Origin of the sequence: Rathayibacter sp. PhB151, from assembly GCF_004366415.1 — a bacterium.
In the GTDB taxonomy this organism is placed as follows: domain Bacteria; phylum Actinomycetota; class Actinomycetes; order Actinomycetales; family Microbacteriaceae; genus Rathayibacter; species Rathayibacter festucae.
In genome coordinates this window covers 1,324,607-1,343,488 of sequence record NZ_SOEN01000007.1, presented here as the reverse complement: position 1 = coordinate 1,343,488, position 18,882 = coordinate 1,324,607, and the positions used below count along the sequence as shown (strand labels likewise).

Below are 18,882 nucleotides of genomic sequence, written 5' to 3'. Positions count from 1 at the left end.
TGATAATCACTACACTCATACCGTTGTAAAGGCTGGTAGGAGTGGTCAGAGATTGCTTGCGTCCACTTTGTGGTTCCCAGAATACGGGCTCCATACCGCGGGTCGTGTTCGCAAAGACACGATCTGCACACCGCACCTTCGGGGCGGACAACTGAACACACGCATGACGTGTGACCCAGATTTGACCACCACCACGCCTTCGGCTGGTGGGTGTGTCTGAGAGGGTTACGGCGGCCATAGCGAGAGGGAAACGCCCGGTCACATTCCGAACCCGGAAGCTAAGACTCTCAGCGCCGATGGTACTGCAGGGGGGACCCTGTGGGAGAGTAGGACACCGCCGGACACCAATTCACGATGGCCACCCAGAAATGGGTGGCCATCGCTGTTTAACCAGAGGTTCTCCACGAGAGCCGCTAGCCGCTCGACGCGGCACCGTGAGGAGTGACGATGTCCGAGGACCGCACGTCCGGAAGCGAGAGTGTCGAGCTCGGCGATCGCCTCGACGACATCGAGCAGTCGCCCCTGGCATCGCGGGCGGCCGCCTATGCGGAACTGCAGGAGCAGCTCCGGGTCCGGCTCGAGGGTGGTGACTCCGCTCGATGACCGACTCCGAGGATCAGCGGCTCGACACCGCACTCGCCACGCGAGGCATCGCCCGCTCCCGAGTGCATGCGGCGCGCATGATCGCCGACGGCGTGGTCACCGTGGACGGTGCGCCGGCGCTCAAACCGTCGATCCGAGTGCGGCCCGAGCAGGAGGTCGCCGTCGCCTCGCTGGACCACTACGTCAGCCGGGCGGCGCACAAGCTGATCGCCGCCCTGGACGCCTTCCCCACCGTGCGAGTCGACGGCGCGAACGCCCTGGATGTCGGCGCCTCCACGGGCGGGTTCTCCCAGGTCCTCCTGGAACGCGGAGTCGCGTCGGTGATCGCGCTCGACGTCGGTCACGGGCAGCTGGCTCCTCGGATCCGCTCCGAGGAGCGAGTGCGCGTCGTCGAGGGCTTCAACGCCCGGGAGATGACGGCGAGCTCGCTCGCAGCGGCCTCTCGAACGGATGACGTACCGGACCTGGTCGTCGCCGACGTCTCCTTCATCTCCCTGTCGATGGTGCTGCCGGCCGTCGCCGCCTCCGTCGCGCCGAGCGCCGACTTCGTCGTCCTGGTCAAGCCGCAGTTCGAGGTGGGGCGACTCGGCATCAAGGAGGGCATCGTCCGCGATCCGGAGCTCCGGCGCGAGGCACTCTCGGACGTGCTCTGGTCCGCCTGGGACGCGGGACTCGGAGTGGCCGGTCTGATCGCCTCGCCGCTCCCGGGTGGCGCTGGGAATCAGGAGTATCTGGTGCACCTCCACCGCGACCGCGGAACGATTCCGACAGAATGGAGGGACGCGGTCACCGCGCTCACCCTCGGGTGACGCGATCGTGTCCGCCGCCGTCGATCGACCCGAAGGACACCCACTCGATGCAGTCCCCTCCTGGCGAGCGCAACATCCTCGTCATTGCCCACACCGGACGGGCGGACTCCCTCGAAGCGGCGATCCTCGTGGTCGGACGCCTCCGCGGGTCCGGAGCCCGGCCCGTGCTCTGCGCCGACGACAAGGGCGACATCGTCCGTACCGCTCCTGAGCTGAGCGACGTGGCGGTGCTCGGCGCCGACGTCACCCTTGGGGAGATCGAGCTGGTCTTCGTTCTCGGCGGCGACGGCACGATCCTGCGCGCGGCCGAGATCGTCCGGACCGGCACGGCGCCGCTGCTCGGAGTGAACCTCGGCCATGTCGGCTTCCTCGCCGAGAGCGAGCGCGACGACCTCGACGACGCGGTCGCGCGCGCACTCGACGGCGACTACGCCGTCGAGGAGCGGATGACGCTGCAGGTGCGCGTCAAGATCGACGACGCCGTCGTCTACGAGACCTGGGCGCTCAACGAGGCGACCGTCGAGAAGGGCAGCCGCGAGCGGATGCTCGAGGTGATGGTCGGCGTCGACGGCCGCCCGCTCTCCAGCTTCGGCTGCGACGGCATCGTCGTCTCGACGCCCACCGGCTCGACCGCTTACGCCTTCTCAGGCGGCGGTCCCGTCGTCTGGCCCACGCTCGAGGCGATGCTGCTCGTGCCGCTCAGTGCGCACGCCCTGTTCGCCCGCCCGCTCGTCGTGGGGCCGGACTCCAGCCTCGCCGTCGAGGTGAAGGAGCGCACCGACGGCGTCGGCGTGCTCTGGGCCGACGGCCGCCGCACCTACGAGCTGCCGCCCGGCGCCCGGGTCGTCTTCCGGCGTTCGCCCGTGCCGGTGCGCTTCGCGCGCCTGCACGACGCCCCGTTCACCGATCGCCTGGTGCAGAAGTTCGGTCTCCCCATCCGCGGATGGCGGGGGTCGGCGGAGACGGAGTAGCCGCATGCTCGAGGAGCTGCAGATCCGCGACCTCGGCGTCATCGCCGAGGCGACCCTCCCGCTCGGACCGGGATTCACCGCCGTCACCGGTGAGACCGGTGCGGGCAAGACCATGGTCGTGACCGCGCTGGGCCTCGTGCTCGGCGCGCGCTCCGACGCGTCCGCCGTCCGCTCCGGCAGCAAGCAGGCCTGGGTGTCGGGCCGCTGGCTCGTGCCCGAGGAGGGCGCGGTCGCGGATCGCGTCCACGACGCCGGCGGCGACCTCGACGGCCCCGAGCTGCTGCTCGCCCGCTCGGTCTCGGCCGAGGGGCGCGGCCGCGCCGTCGTCGGCGGCCGCAGTGCTCCGGTCAGCGTGCTCAGCGAGCTGGCCGATCAGCTCGTCGTGGTGCACGGGCAGTCGGACCAGATCCGGCTCCGCTCGGCGGCCGCGCAGCGCGACGCGCTCGACCGCTTCGGCGGGCCCGAGCTGGGGGAGGCCCTGCGCGACTACGCGAGCGCCTTCGAGCGCTGGCGGGCGAACCGCGAGGAGCTCGACGAGCTGACCACGGCGCGCGAGTCGCGGGCACGCGAGGCGGAGCGACTCCGCAGTGCGCTCGCCGAGATCGAGGTGGTCGCTCCGCAGCGCGGCGAGGACGTCGAGCTCTCGACGCAGTCCGAGCGGCTCGGCAGCATCGAGCAGCTGCGCATCGCCGCGGGGGAGGCCCGCGAGGCCGTGTCCTCGGAGGAGCTCGACGGCCGCGACGCCCTCGGTCTCGTCGAGATCGCCCGCCGGGTGCTCGAGCGCGCCGCGGAGCACGACGCGGCGCTCGAGCCGCTGACTCAGACCCTCGGTGAGGCGTCGGTGCTGCTCGGCGACGTCGCGGCCGGCCTCTCCTCCTACCTCGCCGAGCTCGACCTCGACGGCGCGCACGACCTCGAGCTGATCGAGAACCGCCGGGCGGAGCTCTCCGCGCTCGCGCGCACCTACGGGCCGACCCTCGACGACGTGCTCGACCTCGTCGACTCCTCCGGTCTGCGACTGCTCGAGCTCGACGGCGACGACGAGCGGATCGCAGCCCTCGAGGCCGACACCGCCGCCGATGCCGATCTGGTCGAGCGGCTCGCCGACCGGCTGACCGAGCTGCGCACCGCGGCCGCCGTCGAGCTGGGCGCGCGGGTGAGCGACGAGCTGACCGCGCTGGCCATGGCCGATGCGCGTCTGCACGTGCAGGTCGGCAGCGCGAGCGAGCCGACGGTGCACGGACGCGACACGGTGGAGATGCTGCTGCAGCCGCACACCGGGGCCACTCCGCGCGCGCTCGCGAAGGGCGCCTCCGGGGGAGAGCTCTCGCGGGTGATGCTCGCGATCGAGGTGGTCGTTGCGGCCAAGGACCCGGTGCCGACGTTCGTCTTCGACGAGGTCGATGCAGGCGTCGGCGGTGCGGCGGCGATCGAGATCGGTCGTCGGCTCGCGCGCCTCGCCGAGACGTCCCAGGTCATCGTGGTGACGCACCTGGCCCAGGTCGCGGCCTTCGCGACCAATCACCTGCGGGTCGAGAAGGGCTCGGACGGCTCGGTCACCTCGAGCGCGGTGACCCAGCTGGATCCCGAGCAGCGGGTGTCCGAGATGGCACGCCTGCTCTCCGGGCTGACGGATTCCGAGAACGCCCTGGCGCACGCGCGCGAGCTGCTCGAGTCGAGCCGCCGGCGCTGACCGCACGCGGTGCGTCGCCCCCCGACCGGTGCGAAATCGGCGGGGGCGGCGCCCGGGGCCGGTTCTGCTGTTACGGTGGAACCCCGTGGTGGACAATTCGAACTCGGGCCTTTCCTCTTCTTCTTCCGACACTTCTGCGGCCGGGCGCGACACCGCCCCTGCGAAGGTCACGAAGCACATCTTCGTCACGGGCGGGGTCGTCTCCTCGCTCGGCAAGGGCCTGACGGCCGCCAGCCTCGGCAACCTGCTCACCGCGCGCGGACTGCGCGTCGTGATGCAGAAGCTCGACCCGTACCTCAATGTCGATCCCGGGACGATGAACCCGTTCCAGCACGGCGAGGTCTTCGTGACCGACGACGGCGCGGAGACCGACCTCGACATCGGGCACTACGAGCGTTTCCTCGACATCAACCTGAACCAGGCGGCGAACGTCACCACCGGTCAGATCTACTCCCGGGTGATCGCCCGCGAGCGGGCCGGCGAGTACCTCGGCGACACGGTCCAGGTCATCCCGCACATCACCGACGAGATCAAGCGCCGCATGCGCCTGCAGGCCGAGGACGACCCGCAGCCCGACGTGATCATCACCGAGATCGGCGGCACTGTCGGCGACATCGAGTCGCAGCCCTTCATCGAGTCGGCCCGCCAGGTGCGCCACGAGCTCGGCCGCCGCAACGTCTTCTTCGTCCACGTGTCGCTCGTGCCGTTCATGGGGGCGTCCGGTGAGCAGAAGACCAAGCCGACCCAGCACTCCGTCGCCGCGCTGCGCTCGATCGGCATCCAGCCGGACGCGCTCGTGCTGCGCAGCGACCGGCCGGTGTCGGAGTCGAACAAGCGCAAGATCGCGCTGATGTGCGACGTCGACGAGCAGGCCGTCGTCAACGCGAAGGACGTCGCGTCGATCTACGAGATCCCCTCGATGCTCAACGAGCAGGGGCTCGACTCCTACATCATCGACCAGCTCGACCTGTCGGCCGGCGAGGTCGTCTGGGACGGCTGGTCGCAGCTGCTCGAGGCCGTGCACGAGCCCAAGCACGAGGTGACCATCGGCCTGGTCGGCAAGTACATCGACCTGCCCGACGCGTACCTCTCGGTCACCGAGGCGCTGCGGGCCGGCGGCTTCGCGCAGCAGACCAAGGTCGTCCTGCGCTGGATCGCGTCCGACGGACTCGAGGACCCGGAGGCGGCCGCGAAGGCGCTCTCCGAGCTCGACGGCATCTGCGTCCCCGGCGGCTTCGGCATCCGCGGCATCGAGGGCAAGCTCGGCGCGCTGCGCTTCGCCCGGGAGAACGGCATCCCCACCCTGGGGCTGTGCCTGGGGCTGCAGTGCATGGTGATCGAGTACGCGCGCAACGAGGCCGGGCTCGAGGGCGCATCGTCCTCCGAGTTCGACCCGGAGACCGAGTTCCCCGTCATCGCGACGATGGCCGAGCAGGTCGAGATCCTCGCCGCCGGCGACATGGGCGGCACGATGCGCCTGGGTCTCTACACGGCCGATCTCGCCGAGGGCTCGATCGTCGCGGAGGTCTACGGAGCGCCGCAGGCGGCGGAGCGCCACCGCCACCGCTACGAGGTGAACAACGGCTACCGCGACCGCATCGCCGAGGCCGGCCTCTGGTTCTCGGGGACGTCGCCGGACGGCAGCCTCGTCGAGTACGTCGAGCTTCCGCGGGAGAAGCACCCGTTCTACGTCGGCACGCAGGCGCACCCCGAGCTGCGCTCGCGGCCGAACAACGCGCACCCGCTGTTCAAGGGGCTCGTGACCGCGGCGCTCGAGCGCCAGGAGGCGTCGCGGCTGTTCCCGGCGTCGGAGGCCGGCTCCGATGACTGACGCGACCGAGCTGCCCTCGGACGCGCCGGCCTCTGACGTCCTGCTCTCGGACGAGCTCGTCGAGCCCGAGATCCTCACCAGCGAGCGCGTCTTCGACGGCATGGTCTGGGGCGTCCGCGCCGAGACCTTCCGCTACGGCGACGGCGAGCTGCGCCGCGAGTTCCTCGACCACACGGGCGCCGTCGCGGTGCTCGCGCTGGACGACGAGGACCGCGTCGCGTTGATCAAGCAGTACCGCCACCCCGTGCGCACCCGCGAGTGGGAGATCCCGGCCGGCCTCCTCGACATCGAGGGAGAGGACGCCCTCGTCGCCGCGCAGCGCGAGCTGGGGGAGGAGACCGACCTGCGGGCCGGCCGCTGGGACCTGCTCTCGGAGTTCGCGACCTCGCCCGGCGGCAGCGACGAGGTGATCCGCATCTACCTGGCGCGGGATCTCTCCGCCACCGATGCCGCCTTCGAGCGCGAGGCGGAGGAGGCCGACATGGAGCTGCGCTGGGTCGCGCTCGACGAGGCCGTCGACGCCGTGCTCGCACGCCGGGTGCAGAACCCGTCGCTGTGCCTCGCGGTGCTCGCGGCGCACGCCTTCCGCGCGCGCGGCTGGGCCGGGCTCGGCGACGCCTCCTCGCCGTGGACGCGGCACCCGCGGGTCCGCCGGGGGTGACCCCGCCCGCGATCGCCGACGCCTTCCTCCGGCAGGCGAGCGTCGAGCGCGGACTCTCAGCGCACACGATCGCCGCGTACCGGCGCGATCTGGGGCTGTACCTCGGCTGGCTCGAGGAGCGCGGGGTCACCGATCTCGCGACGCTCCGCCGCTCGGACGTGGGGGACTTCGCCTCCTGGCTCGCGGCTCGGGCCGAGCGGCCGCTCGCGGCGAGCTCGCGGGCGCGCATCCTCTCGAGTGTGCGCGGGCTGCACCGCTTCGCGCTCGAGGAGGGGCACGTCGCCGACGACGTCGCCCACGACGTGCTGCCGCCCAAGCTGCCGATGACGCTGCCCAAGGCGATCACGGTCGAGCAGATGGCGTCGCTGCTCGAGGCGGCCCGAGGCGAGGAGCTGTCCGAGCTGCGCGACCGGGCGCTGCTGGAGCTGCTCTACGCCACCGGCGCGCGCATCTCGGAGGCGGTGGACCTGAGCGTCGACGACGTCTTCGACTCGGAGGTAGTGCGGCTGACCGGCAAGGGCTCGAAGCAGAGGATGGTGCCGCTCGGGAGCTTCGCGCGCGAGGCGGTGCAGGACTACCTGGTGCGGGCGCGGCCCGAGCTGTCGCGACGCGGGCGGCCGACGCCGGCGCTGTTCCTCGGGGTGCGCGGGAGCCGGCTGTCGCGGCAGAGCGCGTGGCTGGTCATCCGCGCGGTCGCGGAGAAGGCGGGGCTCGACCGCGAGATCTCGCCGCACACGTTCCGGCACTCCTTCGCGACGCACCTGCTCGCGGGCGGGGCGGACGTGCGGGTGGTGCAGGAGCTGCTCGGTCACGCCTCGGTGGCGACGACGCAGATCTACACGCTGGTGACGGCGGACACGCTGCGCGACGTGTACACGACGGCGCACCCGCGGGCGCGGCGCTGACGGGGCGGGTCGGTTCATGGTGATCGAGTAGCCCGCGGAGCGGGCGTATCGAGATCCGGCGTTCGAAGGGGGCGGGTCTCGATACGCCGTTGCGCGGCTACTCGACCAGCATGGAGGGGGCCGCTGCGGCTGCTCGACCAGCAGGCGCGCTCGAGATCGACGGACGCCGGGGCGGCGGCGGGGACGACGACGGGGTCGCCGGTACACTCGACGGAGGCCGCGCGGGAGCGCACGCCGACACGGGAAGCGAGGCGACGCAGGTGACACGCAAGACGGACGACAAGGCCGAGCTCACCGGTCTCGAAGCCCCGACGCTCGGCCCGACCGGCCGGCCCCTGCGCGACTTCCCGCTCCCGGTGGAGCTGACCGGGCACGGGCCCGCGCGCATCATCTCGCTCTGCAACCAGAAGGGCGGCGTCGGCAAGACGACGACGACCATCAACCTGGGCGCGACGCTCGCCGAGTACGGCCGCCGCGTGCTGGCCATCGACTTCGACCCGCAGGGCGCGCTGTCCGCCGGGCTCGGCGTCGCCACCTACGACGCGATCACGATCTACGACCTGCTGCTCGGCACCGTCAAGGACCCGAGCGAGGCGATCCGTCCGACCCGCGTCCCCGGCCTCGACATCATCCCCGCGAACATCGACCTCTCGGCCGCGGAGGTGCACCTCGTCAACGAGGTCGCCCGCGAGACGATCCTCGCCCGCGTGCTGCGCAAGGTCAGCGCGGACTACGACGTGATCCTGATCGACTGCCAGCCGTCGCTGGGCCTGCTCACCGTGAACGCGCTCACCGCGAGCCACGGCGTGCTCATCCCGCTCGAGTGCGAGTTCTTCGCCCTGCGCGGCGTCGCGCTCCTGATCGAGACGATCGACAAGGTCCGCGATCGGCTGAACCCGGTGATCGAGCTTGACGGCATCCTGCCGACCATGTACGACTCGCGCACGCTGCACTCGCGCGAGGTGCTCGACCGGGTGGTCGACGCCTTCGGCGACAGCGTGCTCGAGACCGTGATCGGGCGCACGGTGAAGTTCCCCGACGCGAGCGTGTCGGGGGTGCCGATCACCACGTTCGCGCCGGAGCACAACGCGGCGAAGGCGTACCGCAAGCTCGCCAGGGAGCTGATCTCGCGTGGCGCGGTCGCCTGAGGCGCTCCTGCTCGACCAGGAGGCGGACACCGCCCCCGTCTCCCGCGGCTTCACCGTCGCGCTGTCGAACTTCGAGGGGCCCTTCGACCTCCTGCTGAGCCTGATCGCGAAGCAGCAGGTCGACATCACCGAGATCGCGCTGAGCGCGGTGACGGACGAGTTCCTCTCCTATCTGCACGGCATCGACACGGCCGAGGGGCTCGACCGCGCCTCGGAGTTCCTGGTCGTCGCGGCGACCCTGCTCGACCTCAAGATCGCCGGGCTCCTGCCGCAGGGCGAGCTGGTCGACGCGGAGGACGCGGCGATGCTCGAGGCGCGCGACCTGCTCTTCGCCCGGCTCCTGCAGTACCGCGCCTTCAAGCAGGTGTCGGCGTGGTTCGCCGAGCGGATCGACGCCGAGACCGGCCGGCACGCGCGCCAGGTGCCGCTCGAGGAGGAGTTCCGCGCGAAGAAGCCGGAGCTGGTCTGGACGCTCTCGCCCGAGGACTTCGCGGCGCTCGCCGCCTTCGCGCTCGCGCCGCGCGAGATCCCGACCGTGGGGCTCGACCACCTGCACGCGCCGCTGATCAGCATCCGCGAGCAGGCCGCGTACATCGTGGCCGTGCTGCGCGAGCGGACGACGGCGACCTTCCGCGAGCTCGTCGCCGATGCGGACGAGAAGGGCGTGATCGTGGCGCGCTTCATCGCGGTGCTCGAGCTCTACCGGCACGCCGCGATCGCGTTCGAGCAGCCGGAGCCGCTCGGCGAGCTGACCCTGCAGTGGGTGGCGGAGAACTGGTCGGACGCGAACCTCGCGCACCTGGGGGCCGACTATGACCAGTGAGCCCACGAGCACCGACTCCACGACCGTCGCCGGTCCCGGCACCGTCGCGTTCGAGATCGACCGCGCCGTCGAGGCGATCCTGATGATCGCGGACGAGCCGCAGTCGCTCGCCGCGCTCGCCACGGCGCTCTCCCGGCCGATCCCGGTCGTCCGGCAGTCGGTCGAGCGGCTCGCCGCCGACTTCGACGGCGCGGACGGCGGCATCCGCCGCGGCTTCGAGCTGCGCGAGGTCGGCGGGGGCTGGCGGGTCTACGTCCGGCGCGAGTACGACTCCGTCGTCTCGGACTTCGTGCTGACCCAGAACCCGACCAAGCTGTCGCAGGCCGCCCTCGAGACGCTCGCGGTGATCGCCTACAAGCAGCCGATCTCGCGCGGCCAGGTCGCGCAGATCCGCGCGGTCAACGTCGACTCCGTCGCGCGCACCCTCCTCGGCCGCGGCCTGATCGCGGAGGTCGGCAGCGACCCCGAGACCGGCGCGGTCCTCTACGGCACCACCGAGCAATTGCTCGTCCATCTCGGCCTCGCCTCGCTCGACGAGCTGCCGAAGATCTCCCCCCTACTGAGCGACGGACGGAACGGATTCGATGAGCGCGCCTGAATTGCCCGAGGGCGAACGACTGCAGAAGGTCCTCGCGGCCGCGGGGGTCGCCTCCCGCCGCGTCGTCGAGGAGATGATCGTCGCGCGGCGGATCCGCGTGAACGGCGAGGTCGCGAGCGAGCTCGGCCGCCGCATCGACCCGGAGAACGACCGGATCGAGGTCGACGGCGTCGCCGTGCAGCTGGACACCTCGCGCCGCTATGTGATGCTGAACAAGCCGGTCGGCGTCGTCAGCTCGCTGTCGGACGAGAACGGCCGACCGGACCTGCGGACCTACACGCAGAACTTCGAGGAGCGGCTGTTCAACGTCGGCCGCCTCGACTCCGAAACCTCGGGGCTCCTGGTGCTGACCAACGACGGCGAGCTGGCGAACGTGCTCGCGCACCCGTCGTTCGGGGTGACCAAGACCTACATCGCGAAGGTGCACGGCCAGGTGCTGCCGCAGACGATCGCGGCGCTGACCGCCGGCGTCGAGTTGGAGGACGGCACTGTCGCGGCCGACAAGGCGCGGCTGCTCGGCCGGCCCGAGGGGCGCTCGAACGCGTCGCTCGTCGAGATCACGCTGCACTCCGGGCGCAACCGCGTCGTCCGGCGGATGATGGCCGCGGTCGGGCATCCGGTGCTCGAGCTGGTGCGCCGGCAGTTCGGCCCGCTGCACCTGGGCTCGCTGCGCTCGGGCGACCTGCGCGACCTGACCCGCGACGAGCTGGGTGCGCTGCTGACCATCTCGCGCCAGGGCGGCGAGGCGCCGGTGGAGAAGCCGGAGCCGACGCGCCAGGCGAGCGCGGGCGCGCGGCGGCCGCGGGCGCAGACGGCGGACGACCGGGGGACCGAGGGGCGCGGGGAGCGGCGGACCGAGGAGCGCTCGGTGCGGCGCTCCGAGGAGCGGCCGGTCAGGCGTTCCGAGGAGCGGCCTGAGCGCCGGTCGGAGGACCGTCCGGTGCGTCGGTCGGAGGAACGGCCTGAGCGTCGCTCCGACGACCGGCCCGTCCGTCGATCGGACGACCGGCCCGTCAGGCGCTCCGAGGACCGGCCCGTGCGCCGTTCGGAGGACCGTCCCGTGCGTCGTTCGGACGATCGCCCCGTGCGTCGATCCGAGGACCGGCCCGAGCGCCGTTCGGACGACCGCCCGGTGCGTCGCTCCGAGGAGCGTCCCGAGCGTCGCGCGGACGACCGCGGTGACCGTCGCTCGGACGAGCGCCGTCGTGACGAGCGGCCGCGCGAGCGTCCCTCCGATGCGCTGCGCGCCGACGACCGCGCGACGCCGCCGCAGGACCGGCGACGCCCCTCCGCGAACAGCGCCGAGCGGTCCGACTCCGGTGTGCGGCGCAGCGGCCAGGACAAGCGGCGTCGGCCTGATCGGTAGGCTGTCGGGGTGAACGAGCTCCTGCACCCCGCCCCGCCCGCGATGCGGACGACGGGGACGGTGCGGGTGGTCGGCTCCGGCCTGCTCGGCGCGTCGATCGGCCTGGGCCTCGCCTCGCGCGGGGTCGACGTCGTCCTCGACGACGCGTCTCCGGCCAGCCTCTCGCTCGCCATCGACTACGGGGCCGGCCGCGCCGCCTCCGCCGACGACCGGCCCGTGCTGATCGTGGTCTGCGTGCCGCCGGACGTCGTCGCCGGCGTCGTCGAGCGCGAGCTGGCCGCGTTCCCCGAGGCGGTCGTCACCGACGTGGCCAGCGTCAAGATGCAGCCGCTGCGCGAGCTGCGCGCCCGCGGCCTCGACCTCAGCCGCTACATCGGCTCGCACCCGATGGCCGGTCGGGAGCGCGGCGGCCCGGTCGCGGCCCGCGGCGACCTCTTCGTCGGACGCCCCTGGGTGATCTGCCGCGACGGCGAGACGCCGCCCGAGGCGCTCGCCCGGGTCGAGGCGCTCGCGCTCGACCTCGGCGGCTCGATCATCGAGATGGGCCCGGAGGAGCACGACCGCTCGGTCGGCCTCGTCTCGCACGCGCCGCAGGTGATCTCCTCCCTGCTCGGGCAGCGTCTCGTCGACGCGCCGAACGACGCCCTGCGGCTCGCCGGCCAGGGCGTGCGCGACGTCTCGCGGCTCGCCGCCTCCGCTCCGGAGCTGTGGGTGCAGATCCTCGGCGCGAACCGCGAGCACGTGGTCGCTGTGCTCGACGCCTTCCGCGACGACGTCGCCGCGGTCGCCGACGCCCTGCGCGACCTCGACGCCCCGGGTGCCCGCCGCCTGCTCGCCGAGCACCTCGCCGCGGGCAACGCCGGCGTCGCCCGCCTGCCTGGCAAGCACGGCCAGGACCAGCGCTTCTCCACCCTGATCGTCCTCGTCGACGACACTCCGGGCACTCTCGCCCGGCTGTTCGTCGAGATCGGCGAGGCCGGGGTCAACCTGGAGGACGTGCGCCTCGAGCATGCGGAGGGGCGCCGCGTGGGCCTCGCCGAGATCTCGGTGGTGCCGGAGGCCGTCGGCCCGCTGACCGAGGAACTGACCGCACGCGGCTGGAGGATCGCCGGATGAGCACGGAGCAGAACAGGCAGGAGGGCGGTCTGAACCGGATGACGCCCGCCCGCCGCGCCCAGCAGAGCATCCCGGAGGACGGGGGAGCGGCGCCCGAGCGCGCGAGCGGCTCGCGTGCCGACGACGTGCCCGACTTCGGCGATGCGGTCGTCGTCGCGATCGACGGACCGGCCGGCAGCGGCAAGTCGAGCGTCTCGCGCGAGGCGGCCCGACGGCTCGACTTCGAGTTCCTCGACACCGGCGCCGCGTACCGCGCGCTCGCCTGGCACGGCCTCGACACCGGGCTCGACTTCGCCGACGAGAACGCGATCGTCGACGCGCTCGACGGCTTCGACTACTCCATCGGCACCGACCCCGAGTCGTACTCGGTCTGGGTCGGCCGGACCGAGGTGACCGCTGCGATCCGCGAGCCCCGGGTGACCGGTCAGGTCTCGGCCGTGGCCAAGGTCCCGGAGGTGCGCCGGCGGATCACGCTGCTGTTCCGCCGCATCATCGGCGAGACCCGGAAGGCGGGCATCATCGTCGAGGGGCGCGACATCACAACGGTCGTGGCGCCGACCGCCGGGGTGCGGATCCTCCTGACGGCGAGCGAAGAGGCTAGGATGGCGAGGCGTTCGCGCGAAGTCACCACGCAATCCGCTGAAGCGACGGGTCAGGCACTGCGGTCCAGGGACCGCGCCGACTCCCAGGTGGTGGACTTCATGAACGCCGCAGACGGAGTCACTCTTCTCGACTCCACTCACCTCGACTTCGAGCAGACCGTCGATGCGGTCATCGCCGAGGTCCGAACTTCGAGAGCAAGGGCCGATCATGGCACAGGACACGCACGTCGGTGACGACGAGCTGAACTTCGGAGACGACGACCTCGTCGAGCGCCTCGGCGACCTCGACGAGCAGCTCGCCTCCTCGCGCGCCCAGGCGCTGCGCAGCGGACTCGAGGACTACGACCTCGACGAGGAGGACCGCGACCTCCTCGAGTACGCCAGCGAGGACCCCGACGAGATCCGCTACCTCCCGGCGCTGCCGGTCGTGGCGATCGTCGGCCGTCCCAACGTCGGCAAGTCGGCGCTGGTCAACCGCATCCTCGGCCGCCGCGAGGCCGTCGTCGAGGACACCCCCGGCGTCACCCGCGACCGCGTCTCGTACAAGGCCGACTGGCTCGACCGCCAGTTCACCGTCGTCGACACCGGCGGCTGGGAGCCCGATGCCCGCGGCATCGACGCCTCCGTCGCGATGCAGGCCGAGATCGCGATCGACCTCGCCGACGCCGTCATCTTCGTCGTCGACGCGAACGTCGGCGCGACGGCGACCGACGAGCACGTCGTGAAGCTGCTCCGCAAGACCAAGAAGCCGGTCTTCCTCGCGGCCAACAAGGTCGACGACGTGCGCCAGGAGCCGAACGCCGCCTCGCTGTGGTCGCTCGGCCTCGGTGAGCCGTACCCGGTCTCGGCCGTGCACGGCCGCGGCGTCGCCGACCTGCTCGACACGGTGCTGGAGAAGCTGCCGCTCGAGTCGCTCGTCGCCAAGCGCGAGGTCGGCGGCCCGCGCCGCGTCGCGATCCTCGGCCGCCCGAACGTCGGCAAGTCCAGCCTGCTGAACAAGGCCGCGGGAGAGGAGCGGGTCGTCGTCAACGAGCTGGCCGGCACCACTCGCGACCCGGTCGACGAGCAGGTCGAGATCGCCGGCAAGATCTGGCGCTTCGTCGACACCGCCGGCATCCGCCGCCGCGTGCACCTGCAGCAGGGCGCCGACTTCTACGCGTCGCTGCGCACCTCGACCGCGCTCGAGAAGGCGGAGGTCGCGGTCGTCGTGATCGACGTCTCCGAGCCGATCTCGGAGCAGGACGTCCGCATCATCGACCTGGTGCTCGAGTCGGGCCGCGCGCTCGTGCTCGCCTTCAACAAGTGGGACCTCCTCGACGACGAGCGCCGCCGCTACCTCGAGCGCGAGATCGAGAAGGACCTCGCGCACGTGGCGTGGGCGCCGCGCGTCAACATCTCCGCGAAGACCGGGCGTCACCTCGAGAAGCTGGTGCCCGCGCTCGAGCTCGCCCTCGAGTCCTGGGACACCCGCATCCCGACCGGTAAGTTCAATGCGTTCCTCGCCGAGCTCACCGCGGCGCACCCGCACCCCCTGCGCGGCGGCAAGCAGCCCCGCGTGCTGTTCGGCACCCAGGCGTCCTCGCGCCCGCCGACATTCGTGCTCTTCACCACCGGCTTCCTCGACCCGGGCTACCGCCGCTACATCGCGCGCCGCCTACGCGAGATCTACGGCTTCCAGGGCTCGCCGGTGAACGTCAACATGCGCGTGCGGGAGAAGCGCGCGCGCTGACGCCTTCTGACGCGCGCGGCTTCGGCTCGTCGTTCTGCGTCCGGCTCGCGGGGATCCTCGGATCCTGCGAGCCGGACGCGTTTCTGCGTGCCGGACCATGCTGATCGAGTAGCCCGCGCAGCGGGCGTATCGAGATCCACCCCCGCCCGCACATCCGGCGATCGATCGGTCACGAACGGTCGTGGTCCGCGCGCCGACCCGACCACTCGTGACGGATCGATGCCCGCGCGCGTCAGTCCTGCGTGGCGAACGGCCACCAGGACGGCAGCAGCCGCCGGTACGCCGCGAGGTAGGTCTCGGGAGTGCGCGGCTCGGGGAGCCGCAGCCACGCCTCCATCAGACCCGTCGAACCGGCGGCGAGGAAGGAGGCGGTGCCGTCCGCGAGGAACGGGGTGATGTCGTCGCCGTCGGGCAGCTGGAGCGTCCCGGTCTCGAGCGTCGCGAGGACGGCCGCGCGGAAGTGCAGCGCGAGCATCGCCCGGACACCCGAGTCGCCCCCGGGAGCATCGAACGCGCGCAAGTAGAGGTCGCGGCGCGACTCGAGGTGACCGAGGATCCGCGCCGTGCCCTGGCGGATGGTCGAGTCGGTCGCCGCTCCGGCTCGGAGGGTGTCGAGATACTCGTCGCGGATCGTGTCGAGCTCGTCGGCGAGTGCCGCACAGAGCAACTCGGCGGCCGAGGTCGCGTGCGCGTAGAAGGTGGAGCGGTTGACGCCGGCACGGTCGGTGATCTCGGAGACCGTGAGGCTGGAGACGTCTCTGGCAGTCGCCAGATCGATGATGGCTCGGTGCAGGGCCACCTGCGATCGCTTCTGCCGCGCGTCCACTGCTGCTGCCTCCTGTAGGGCGCTCGCTCCGGTCCGCCCGGCGCGCACTGCCTCAGCGATTCTACGGGCGCCGAGCGTCGGTCGTTTTCACTCTCGGCCCCGCGATCCGCTAAGGTAGTCGAGTTGCCCGGGCCTCGGTCCGGACTGCCACGGGCTGTGGCGCAGCTTGGTAGCGCACTTGACTGGGGGTCAAGGGGTCGCAGGTTCAAATCCTGTCAGCCCGACAGAAAGCCCTGATGAGACCTCCGTTCGCGGACTGGTCCTCATCAGGGCTTCGTCGTTTCTCCGGCAGCTCTTCAGCGAGACGAGCTGCTCAGTGCAGCAGTGCCGCGACCTCCGCGAAGGCCGCCTCCCGCCGAGCCACTCGCGCCTCCCGCTCGAGCGGGTCCTTCGTGAAGAGGGCCTGCGGGGACGGGTGGAACGTGCGCACGACGGCCAGGCCGCGCTCGCGCTCGATGCCCGGGTGCAGGCGGAGCAGGCGGCGCCAGCCGTGGTCGGCGTCGGCGCCCTGCAGCAGGACGACCTCGATGCTCGGTGCGAGGTCGAGCAGGTGCAGGACCGTCGGGATCCCCGCGTCGAGCTGCTCCGCGGTCGGTACCTTGCCGATGTACCAGGGGTAGGCGTTCCAGGGCAGGAGATCGAACGGCGTGAGTCCGACGTCCGTGATGAGGCGCGACATCAGCTCGGCGGAGCCGTCGTCGTTCTCCGTGCAGAGGAACCCGCTGCCCGCGCCGTCCCGGGTGCCGGGGCCGGGGTCGCGCAGGATGCTGAGCACCCGCGCCTCGGTGCCGCCGTGCAGGGGAGCGATGTAGGGGAGCCAGCCGCGGTCGTACGGGTTCCGCAGCTCGTCGATCCAGCGGTTGATCGGGGCGACGTGGGGCGCGTAGCGCTGCTCCCACTGCTGGCGGCGGAAGTCGAGGTCGGCCATGGCGCGGGGCATGACTGCACCCTAGACCTCGGGTGCACGCCACGATCGGGCAGGCCTGGCGGACTCGAGGACGGCCCAGGCGAGACCGGAGGAGAGCAGGCAGGAGATCAGCAGGGCGCCGGAGAGGGTCAGCAGGACACGGAGTGCATCGTTCCCCTGGCCGTGGAGCGCAAGGCTGGAGGCGGCGCCGGCCACCGGCAGCATGGTGAGCGCGACCGCCGCGACCACCCGGCCGAGAAGCAGATCCGAGAAGGCGCGTGATCCGACGCCAGCGAGCGCAGCGGTTGCGCAGCAGAGTGCGAGAGGAAGGACTGCGAGCACACCCCAGCCGATCCCGTGCAAGTACACCGAGGCCCAGAGAACGACGGCGGGCAGCGACACGGCCGACGAGATGAGGGCGTGAAGGCCGACACCGGCGAATCCGGCTCGGGCGATCGAGACGTCCGCGAGCGGGAGGTGCTGGTGGTCGAGGTCCTGCGCGGTCGCCTGAGACGGACCCGGAAGCGCGAGGATCAGCACGAGGAGAAGTCCGCCCAACGGCATCGGCACGCTGCCCCGCAACAGGCTGGAGAGCACCGCCACGGCGAGGAGGGCGAGCGCAGTGCGGGGCTCCTGCCAGCGCCGGCGCCGAGTCTGCGCCAGGTGACTCGCGAGGACCGCGCCGACCGCGGAGTCGGGCCATCGCGTCCATGAGGGACGGCCGACGGCGTAGCCCCGGCCGGCAAGAGTCCGGTTCGACTCGCCGGAGAGGACCCGGGTGAGCTGGTTCGCGAGGATGCTCTCCTCGACCGCGGGTTCGACGAAGATTCCGGCTCGCCGGACGAGCAGGCCGACGGCGATGCTCGACAGCAGGAGAACGCCGATGGTGGCGGAGGCGTGCGCGAGTCCGCTCGCCTCGGGCGCGAGGATCACCTCGAAGAGGAGACCGGCGGCGCTCATCGCGGCCGACCCGATGGAGTCCTCGCCCACGAGCAGCGACTGCACCCCGAGGGCGATCCAGACCGCGCCCGCGGCGAGGACGCAGGTCAGCCCGATCCGGCGACGGTCCGGCCGGGCGATTCTTCCGAGGAGATGGCTGGTCAAGGACGTCGCCCGGATCAGGAGGAGGACGGCCGTCATCGCGCACCCCGAGAGCACGCCCCACGCGACCGGCTCTCCGCGGAGAAGCAGCGCCGTCGCCGACGCCGTGGAGGTGGTGACGAACGCGATCGCCGCGGTCCCGACCGCATGCACCACCACGACGATGCGCGGACCACTCGGGCTCTGCAGCACCCAGGACACGTCCGCGGGCTGCAACCGCAGCGGCGAACCCCGCTGCGCTGTCAGTGACACCAGGATCAGAGAGAGACCGAGGACGAATCCCGCGATCCGCGTGGAGGGCGCCTCCGTCGGAGACCCGCCGGCACCACCCTGAACCAGGAGCCAGACGCCGCCCGACGCAGCGATCACGAGGACGACGATCGCGAGGGGATTCGTCACGAGGGCCGTGGTGCTGCGGATGCGGATCCGCAGGTAAGCCCGGGAGAGAGCGAGCGCTCCTGCAAGGGGAAGACGCCGCGTTCGTTCAGTCGTCGTCATCGCGAAGAGCTCCCACGACACGGAGATAGACGTCCTCCAGAGGCGGCTGCCCCTCGAGATCGTCGCGCCCGAGACGCGCGATGTGCGCGATCCTCCCGGCGTGCAGGATCACCGCTCGATCGGCGATGCGCTCCAGCTCGGTCAGCCCGTGCATGGAGAGCAGCACGCCGCAGCCTTCCTCGGCCAGCCGCCGGACCTCGTTCCGGAGCTCGCGCACCGAGACGGCATCGAGGCCGTTGAACGGCTCGTCCAGCAAGAGGAGCTCGGCGCCCTTCAGCAGCGCAAGAACGAGAGCGAGCTTACGGCGCGTCCCCTGCGAGAGCTGATGGGGGAGGAGGTCGTGCTTGTCGCTCAGTCCGTAGCGCTCGAGGAGCGACGGTCCGAGCGACTCGTTCCGGGGTGAGCCGCTCAGCCGCTCGATCAGCCGGACGTGCTCCACAACGCTCAGACCCGGGTACAGGTCCGGTTCCTCCGGCATGAGGCTGAGGGCTCGTCGAGCCTCCGTCGTGCCGATCGCGTGACCGAGGACGAGGGCACTGCCATGCGTGGGCTCGTACAGTCCGGCGAGGGTGCGCATGAGGGTGGTCTTCCCGGCGCCGTTGGGTCCGACGAGTCCGACCACCTCGCCGGCGTCGATCGTGAAGGAGGCGTCGCGGAGCACATCGACTGAGCCCATGCGCTTCCCGAGGCTTCGG

17 protein-coding genes, 1 tRNA gene, 1 rRNA gene and 1 pseudogene are annotated in these 18,882 nt (G+C 71.7%); 16 read left to right on the top strand and 4 right to left on the bottom strand.

Annotation, left to right across the window (positions count from 1 at the left end):
• Window positions 1-226 precede the first annotated feature (226 nt).
• From rrf to der, 15 genes and pseudogenes are all read left to right on the top strand, one after another.
• A 5S ribosomal RNA gene (gene rrf / locus EDF35_RS13775) occupies window positions 227-343 on the top strand.
• 104 nt (window positions 344-447) lie between these two features.
• On the top strand, window positions 448-603 hold the full coding sequence (locus EDF35_RS20850; protein WP_166674108.1) for a hypothetical protein: 156 nt from the start codon (window positions 448-450) through the stop codon (window positions 601-603).
• The gene (locus EDF35_RS13770; protein ID WP_133962692.1) at window positions 600-1,412 is read left to right on the top strand and encodes a TlyA family RNA methyltransferase; all 813 of its coding nucleotides are present in this window, start codon (window positions 600-602) and stop codon (window positions 1,410-1,412) included. The genes EDF35_RS20850 and EDF35_RS13770 overlap by 4 nt, the downstream gene beginning before the upstream one ends.
• 47 nt (window positions 1,413-1,459) lie before the next feature.
• Window positions 1,460-2,383: an NAD kinase gene (locus tag EDF35_RS13765; protein ID WP_133962691.1), complete on the top strand. Its 924-nt coding sequence runs from the start codon at window positions 1,460-1,462 to the stop codon at window positions 2,381-2,383.
• A gap of 4 nt (window positions 2,384-2,387) precedes the next feature.
• Window positions 2,388-4,076, top strand: coding sequence for a DNA repair protein RecN (recN, locus tag EDF35_RS13760; RefSeq protein ID WP_133962690.1), 1,689 nt, complete (start codon window positions 2,388-2,390; stop codon window positions 4,074-4,076).
• Between the two features lie 85 nt (window positions 4,077-4,161).
• The gene (locus EDF35_RS13755; RefSeq protein WP_123446037.1) at window positions 4,162-5,907 is read left to right on the top strand and encodes a CTP synthase; all 1,746 of its coding nucleotides are present in this window, start codon (window positions 4,162-4,164) and stop codon (window positions 5,905-5,907) included.
• On the top strand, window positions 5,900-6,568 hold the full coding sequence (locus tag EDF35_RS13750; protein ID WP_133962689.1) for an NUDIX hydrolase: 669 nt from the start codon (window positions 5,900-5,902) through the stop codon (window positions 6,566-6,568). The genes EDF35_RS13755 and EDF35_RS13750 overlap by 8 nt, the downstream gene beginning before the upstream one ends.
• Window positions 6,565-7,473 (top strand): site-specific tyrosine recombinase XerD, encoded by a 909-nt coding sequence (gene xerD / locus EDF35_RS13745; protein ID WP_133962688.1) that lies wholly within the window; start codon window positions 6,565-6,567, stop codon window positions 7,471-7,473. The genes EDF35_RS13750 and xerD overlap by 4 nt, the downstream gene beginning before the upstream one ends.
• Window positions 7,474-7,733: 260 nt before the next feature.
• Window positions 7,734-8,621, top strand: a complete 888-nt coding sequence (locus EDF35_RS13740) for a ParA family protein (RefSeq protein ID WP_123446039.1) — start codon at window positions 7,734-7,736, stop codon at window positions 8,619-8,621.
• Window positions 8,605-9,444 carry a ScpA family protein gene (locus tag EDF35_RS13735; protein WP_133962687.1) on the top strand — a complete coding sequence of 280 codons (840 nt, stop codon included), beginning with the start codon at window positions 8,605-8,607 and terminating at the stop codon, window positions 9,442-9,444. Before EDF35_RS13740 ends, EDF35_RS13735 begins: the two co-directional genes overlap by 17 nt.
• Entirely contained in the window at window positions 9,434-10,042 is a 609-nt protein-coding gene (gene scpB / locus EDF35_RS13730) for an SMC-Scp complex subunit ScpB (RefSeq protein ID WP_133962686.1), read from the top strand. Before EDF35_RS13735 ends, scpB begins: the two co-directional genes overlap by 11 nt.
• Window positions 10,029-10,778, top strand: a pseudogene (locus EDF35_RS21255) (pseudouridine synthase); the annotation flags it as partial. The gene scpB and the pseudogene EDF35_RS21255, both read left to right, overlap by 14 nt.
• Before the next feature lie 672 nt (window positions 10,779-11,450).
• Window positions 11,451-12,524 carry a prephenate dehydrogenase gene (locus EDF35_RS13720; protein ID WP_123736021.1) on the top strand — a complete coding sequence of 358 codons (1,074 nt, stop codon included), beginning with the start codon at window positions 11,451-11,453 and terminating at the stop codon, window positions 12,522-12,524.
• Window positions 12,521-13,360, top strand: coding sequence for a (d)CMP kinase (cmk, locus tag EDF35_RS13715; protein ID WP_243839962.1), 840 nt, complete (start codon window positions 12,521-12,523; stop codon window positions 13,358-13,360). The genes EDF35_RS13720 and cmk overlap by 4 nt, the downstream gene beginning before the upstream one ends.
• Entirely contained in the window at window positions 13,335-14,855 is a 1,521-nt protein-coding gene (gene der, locus EDF35_RS13710; RefSeq protein ID WP_123706602.1) for a ribosome biogenesis GTPase Der, read from the top strand. The genes cmk and der overlap by 26 nt, the downstream gene beginning before the upstream one ends.
• Window positions 14,856-15,087: 232 nt before the next feature.
• Here the strand turns inward: der and EDF35_RS13705 are convergent, their stop codons facing one another.
• Entirely contained in the window at window positions 15,088-15,654 is a 567-nt protein-coding gene (locus tag EDF35_RS13705) for a TetR family transcriptional regulator (RefSeq protein ID WP_166674107.1), read from the bottom strand.
• Window positions 15,655-15,831: 177 nt separating this feature from the next.
• On the opposite strand from EDF35_RS13705, the gene EDF35_RS13700 reads away from it, so the two are divergent.
• Window positions 15,832-15,905, top strand: a tRNA-Pro gene (locus tag EDF35_RS13700).
• Between the two features lie 89 nt (window positions 15,906-15,994).
• On the opposite strand, the gene EDF35_RS13695 is transcribed toward EDF35_RS13700, so the two are convergent.
• From EDF35_RS13695 to EDF35_RS13685, 3 genes are all read right to left on the bottom strand, one after another.
• Complete coding sequence (locus EDF35_RS13695) at window positions 15,995-16,621, bottom strand: uracil-DNA glycosylase (protein WP_133962683.1); 627 nt, start codon at window positions 16,619-16,621, stop codon at window positions 15,995-15,997.
• Between the two features lie 9 nt (window positions 16,622-16,630).
• A complete protein-coding gene (locus EDF35_RS13690) occupies window positions 16,631-18,088 on the bottom strand; it encodes a hypothetical protein (RefSeq protein WP_133962682.1) in 1,458 nt (485 codons plus the stop codon).
• Window positions 18,089-18,173: 85 nt separating this feature from the next.
• Complete coding sequence (locus tag EDF35_RS13685; RefSeq protein ID WP_166674106.1) at window positions 18,174-18,863, bottom strand: ATP-binding cassette domain-containing protein; 690 nt, start codon at window positions 18,861-18,863, stop codon at window positions 18,174-18,176.
• Between the last annotated feature and the right edge of the window lie 19 nt (window positions 18,864-18,882).

What these genes read in the sequence shown, in the direction of transcription:
- EDF35_RS20850 (WP_166674108.1), top strand. Translation starts at nt 448, where the DNA reads ATGTCCGAGGACCGCACGTCCGGAAGCGAGAGTGTCGAGCTCGGCGAT.
- EDF35_RS13770 (WP_133962692.1), top strand. Translation starts at nt 600, where the DNA reads ATGACCGACTCCGAGGATCAGCGGCTCGACACCGCACTCGCCACGCGA.
- EDF35_RS13765 (WP_133962691.1), top strand. Translation starts at nt 1,460, where the DNA reads ATGCAGTCCCCTCCTGGCGAGCGCAACATCCTCGTCATTGCCCACACC.
- recN (WP_133962690.1), top strand. Translation starts at nt 2,388, where the DNA reads ATGCTCGAGGAGCTGCAGATCCGCGACCTCGGCGTCATCGCCGAGGCG.
- EDF35_RS13750 (WP_133962689.1), top strand. Translation starts at nt 5,900, where the DNA reads ATGACTGACGCGACCGAGCTGCCCTCGGACGCGCCGGCCTCTGACGTC.
- scpB (WP_133962686.1), top strand. Translation starts at nt 9,434, where the DNA reads ATGACCAGTGAGCCCACGAGCACCGACTCCACGACCGTCGCCGGTCCC.
- EDF35_RS13720 (WP_123736021.1), top strand. Translation starts at nt 11,451, where the DNA reads ATGCGGACGACGGGGACGGTGCGGGTGGTCGGCTCCGGCCTGCTCGGC.
- cmk (WP_243839962.1), top strand. Translation starts at nt 12,521, where the DNA reads ATGAGCACGGAGCAGAACAGGCAGGAGGGCGGTCTGAACCGGATGACG.
- der (WP_123706602.1), top strand. Translation starts at nt 13,335, where the DNA reads ATGGCACAGGACACGCACGTCGGTGACGACGAGCTGAACTTCGGAGAC.
- EDF35_RS13695 (WP_133962683.1), bottom strand. Translation starts at nt 16,621, where the DNA reads ATGCCCCGCGCCATGGCCGACCTCGACTTCCGCCGCCAGCAGTGGGAG.
- EDF35_RS13685 (WP_166674106.1), bottom strand. Translation starts at nt 18,863, where the DNA reads ATGGGCTCAGTCGATGTGCTCCGCGACGCCTCCTTCACGATCGACGCC.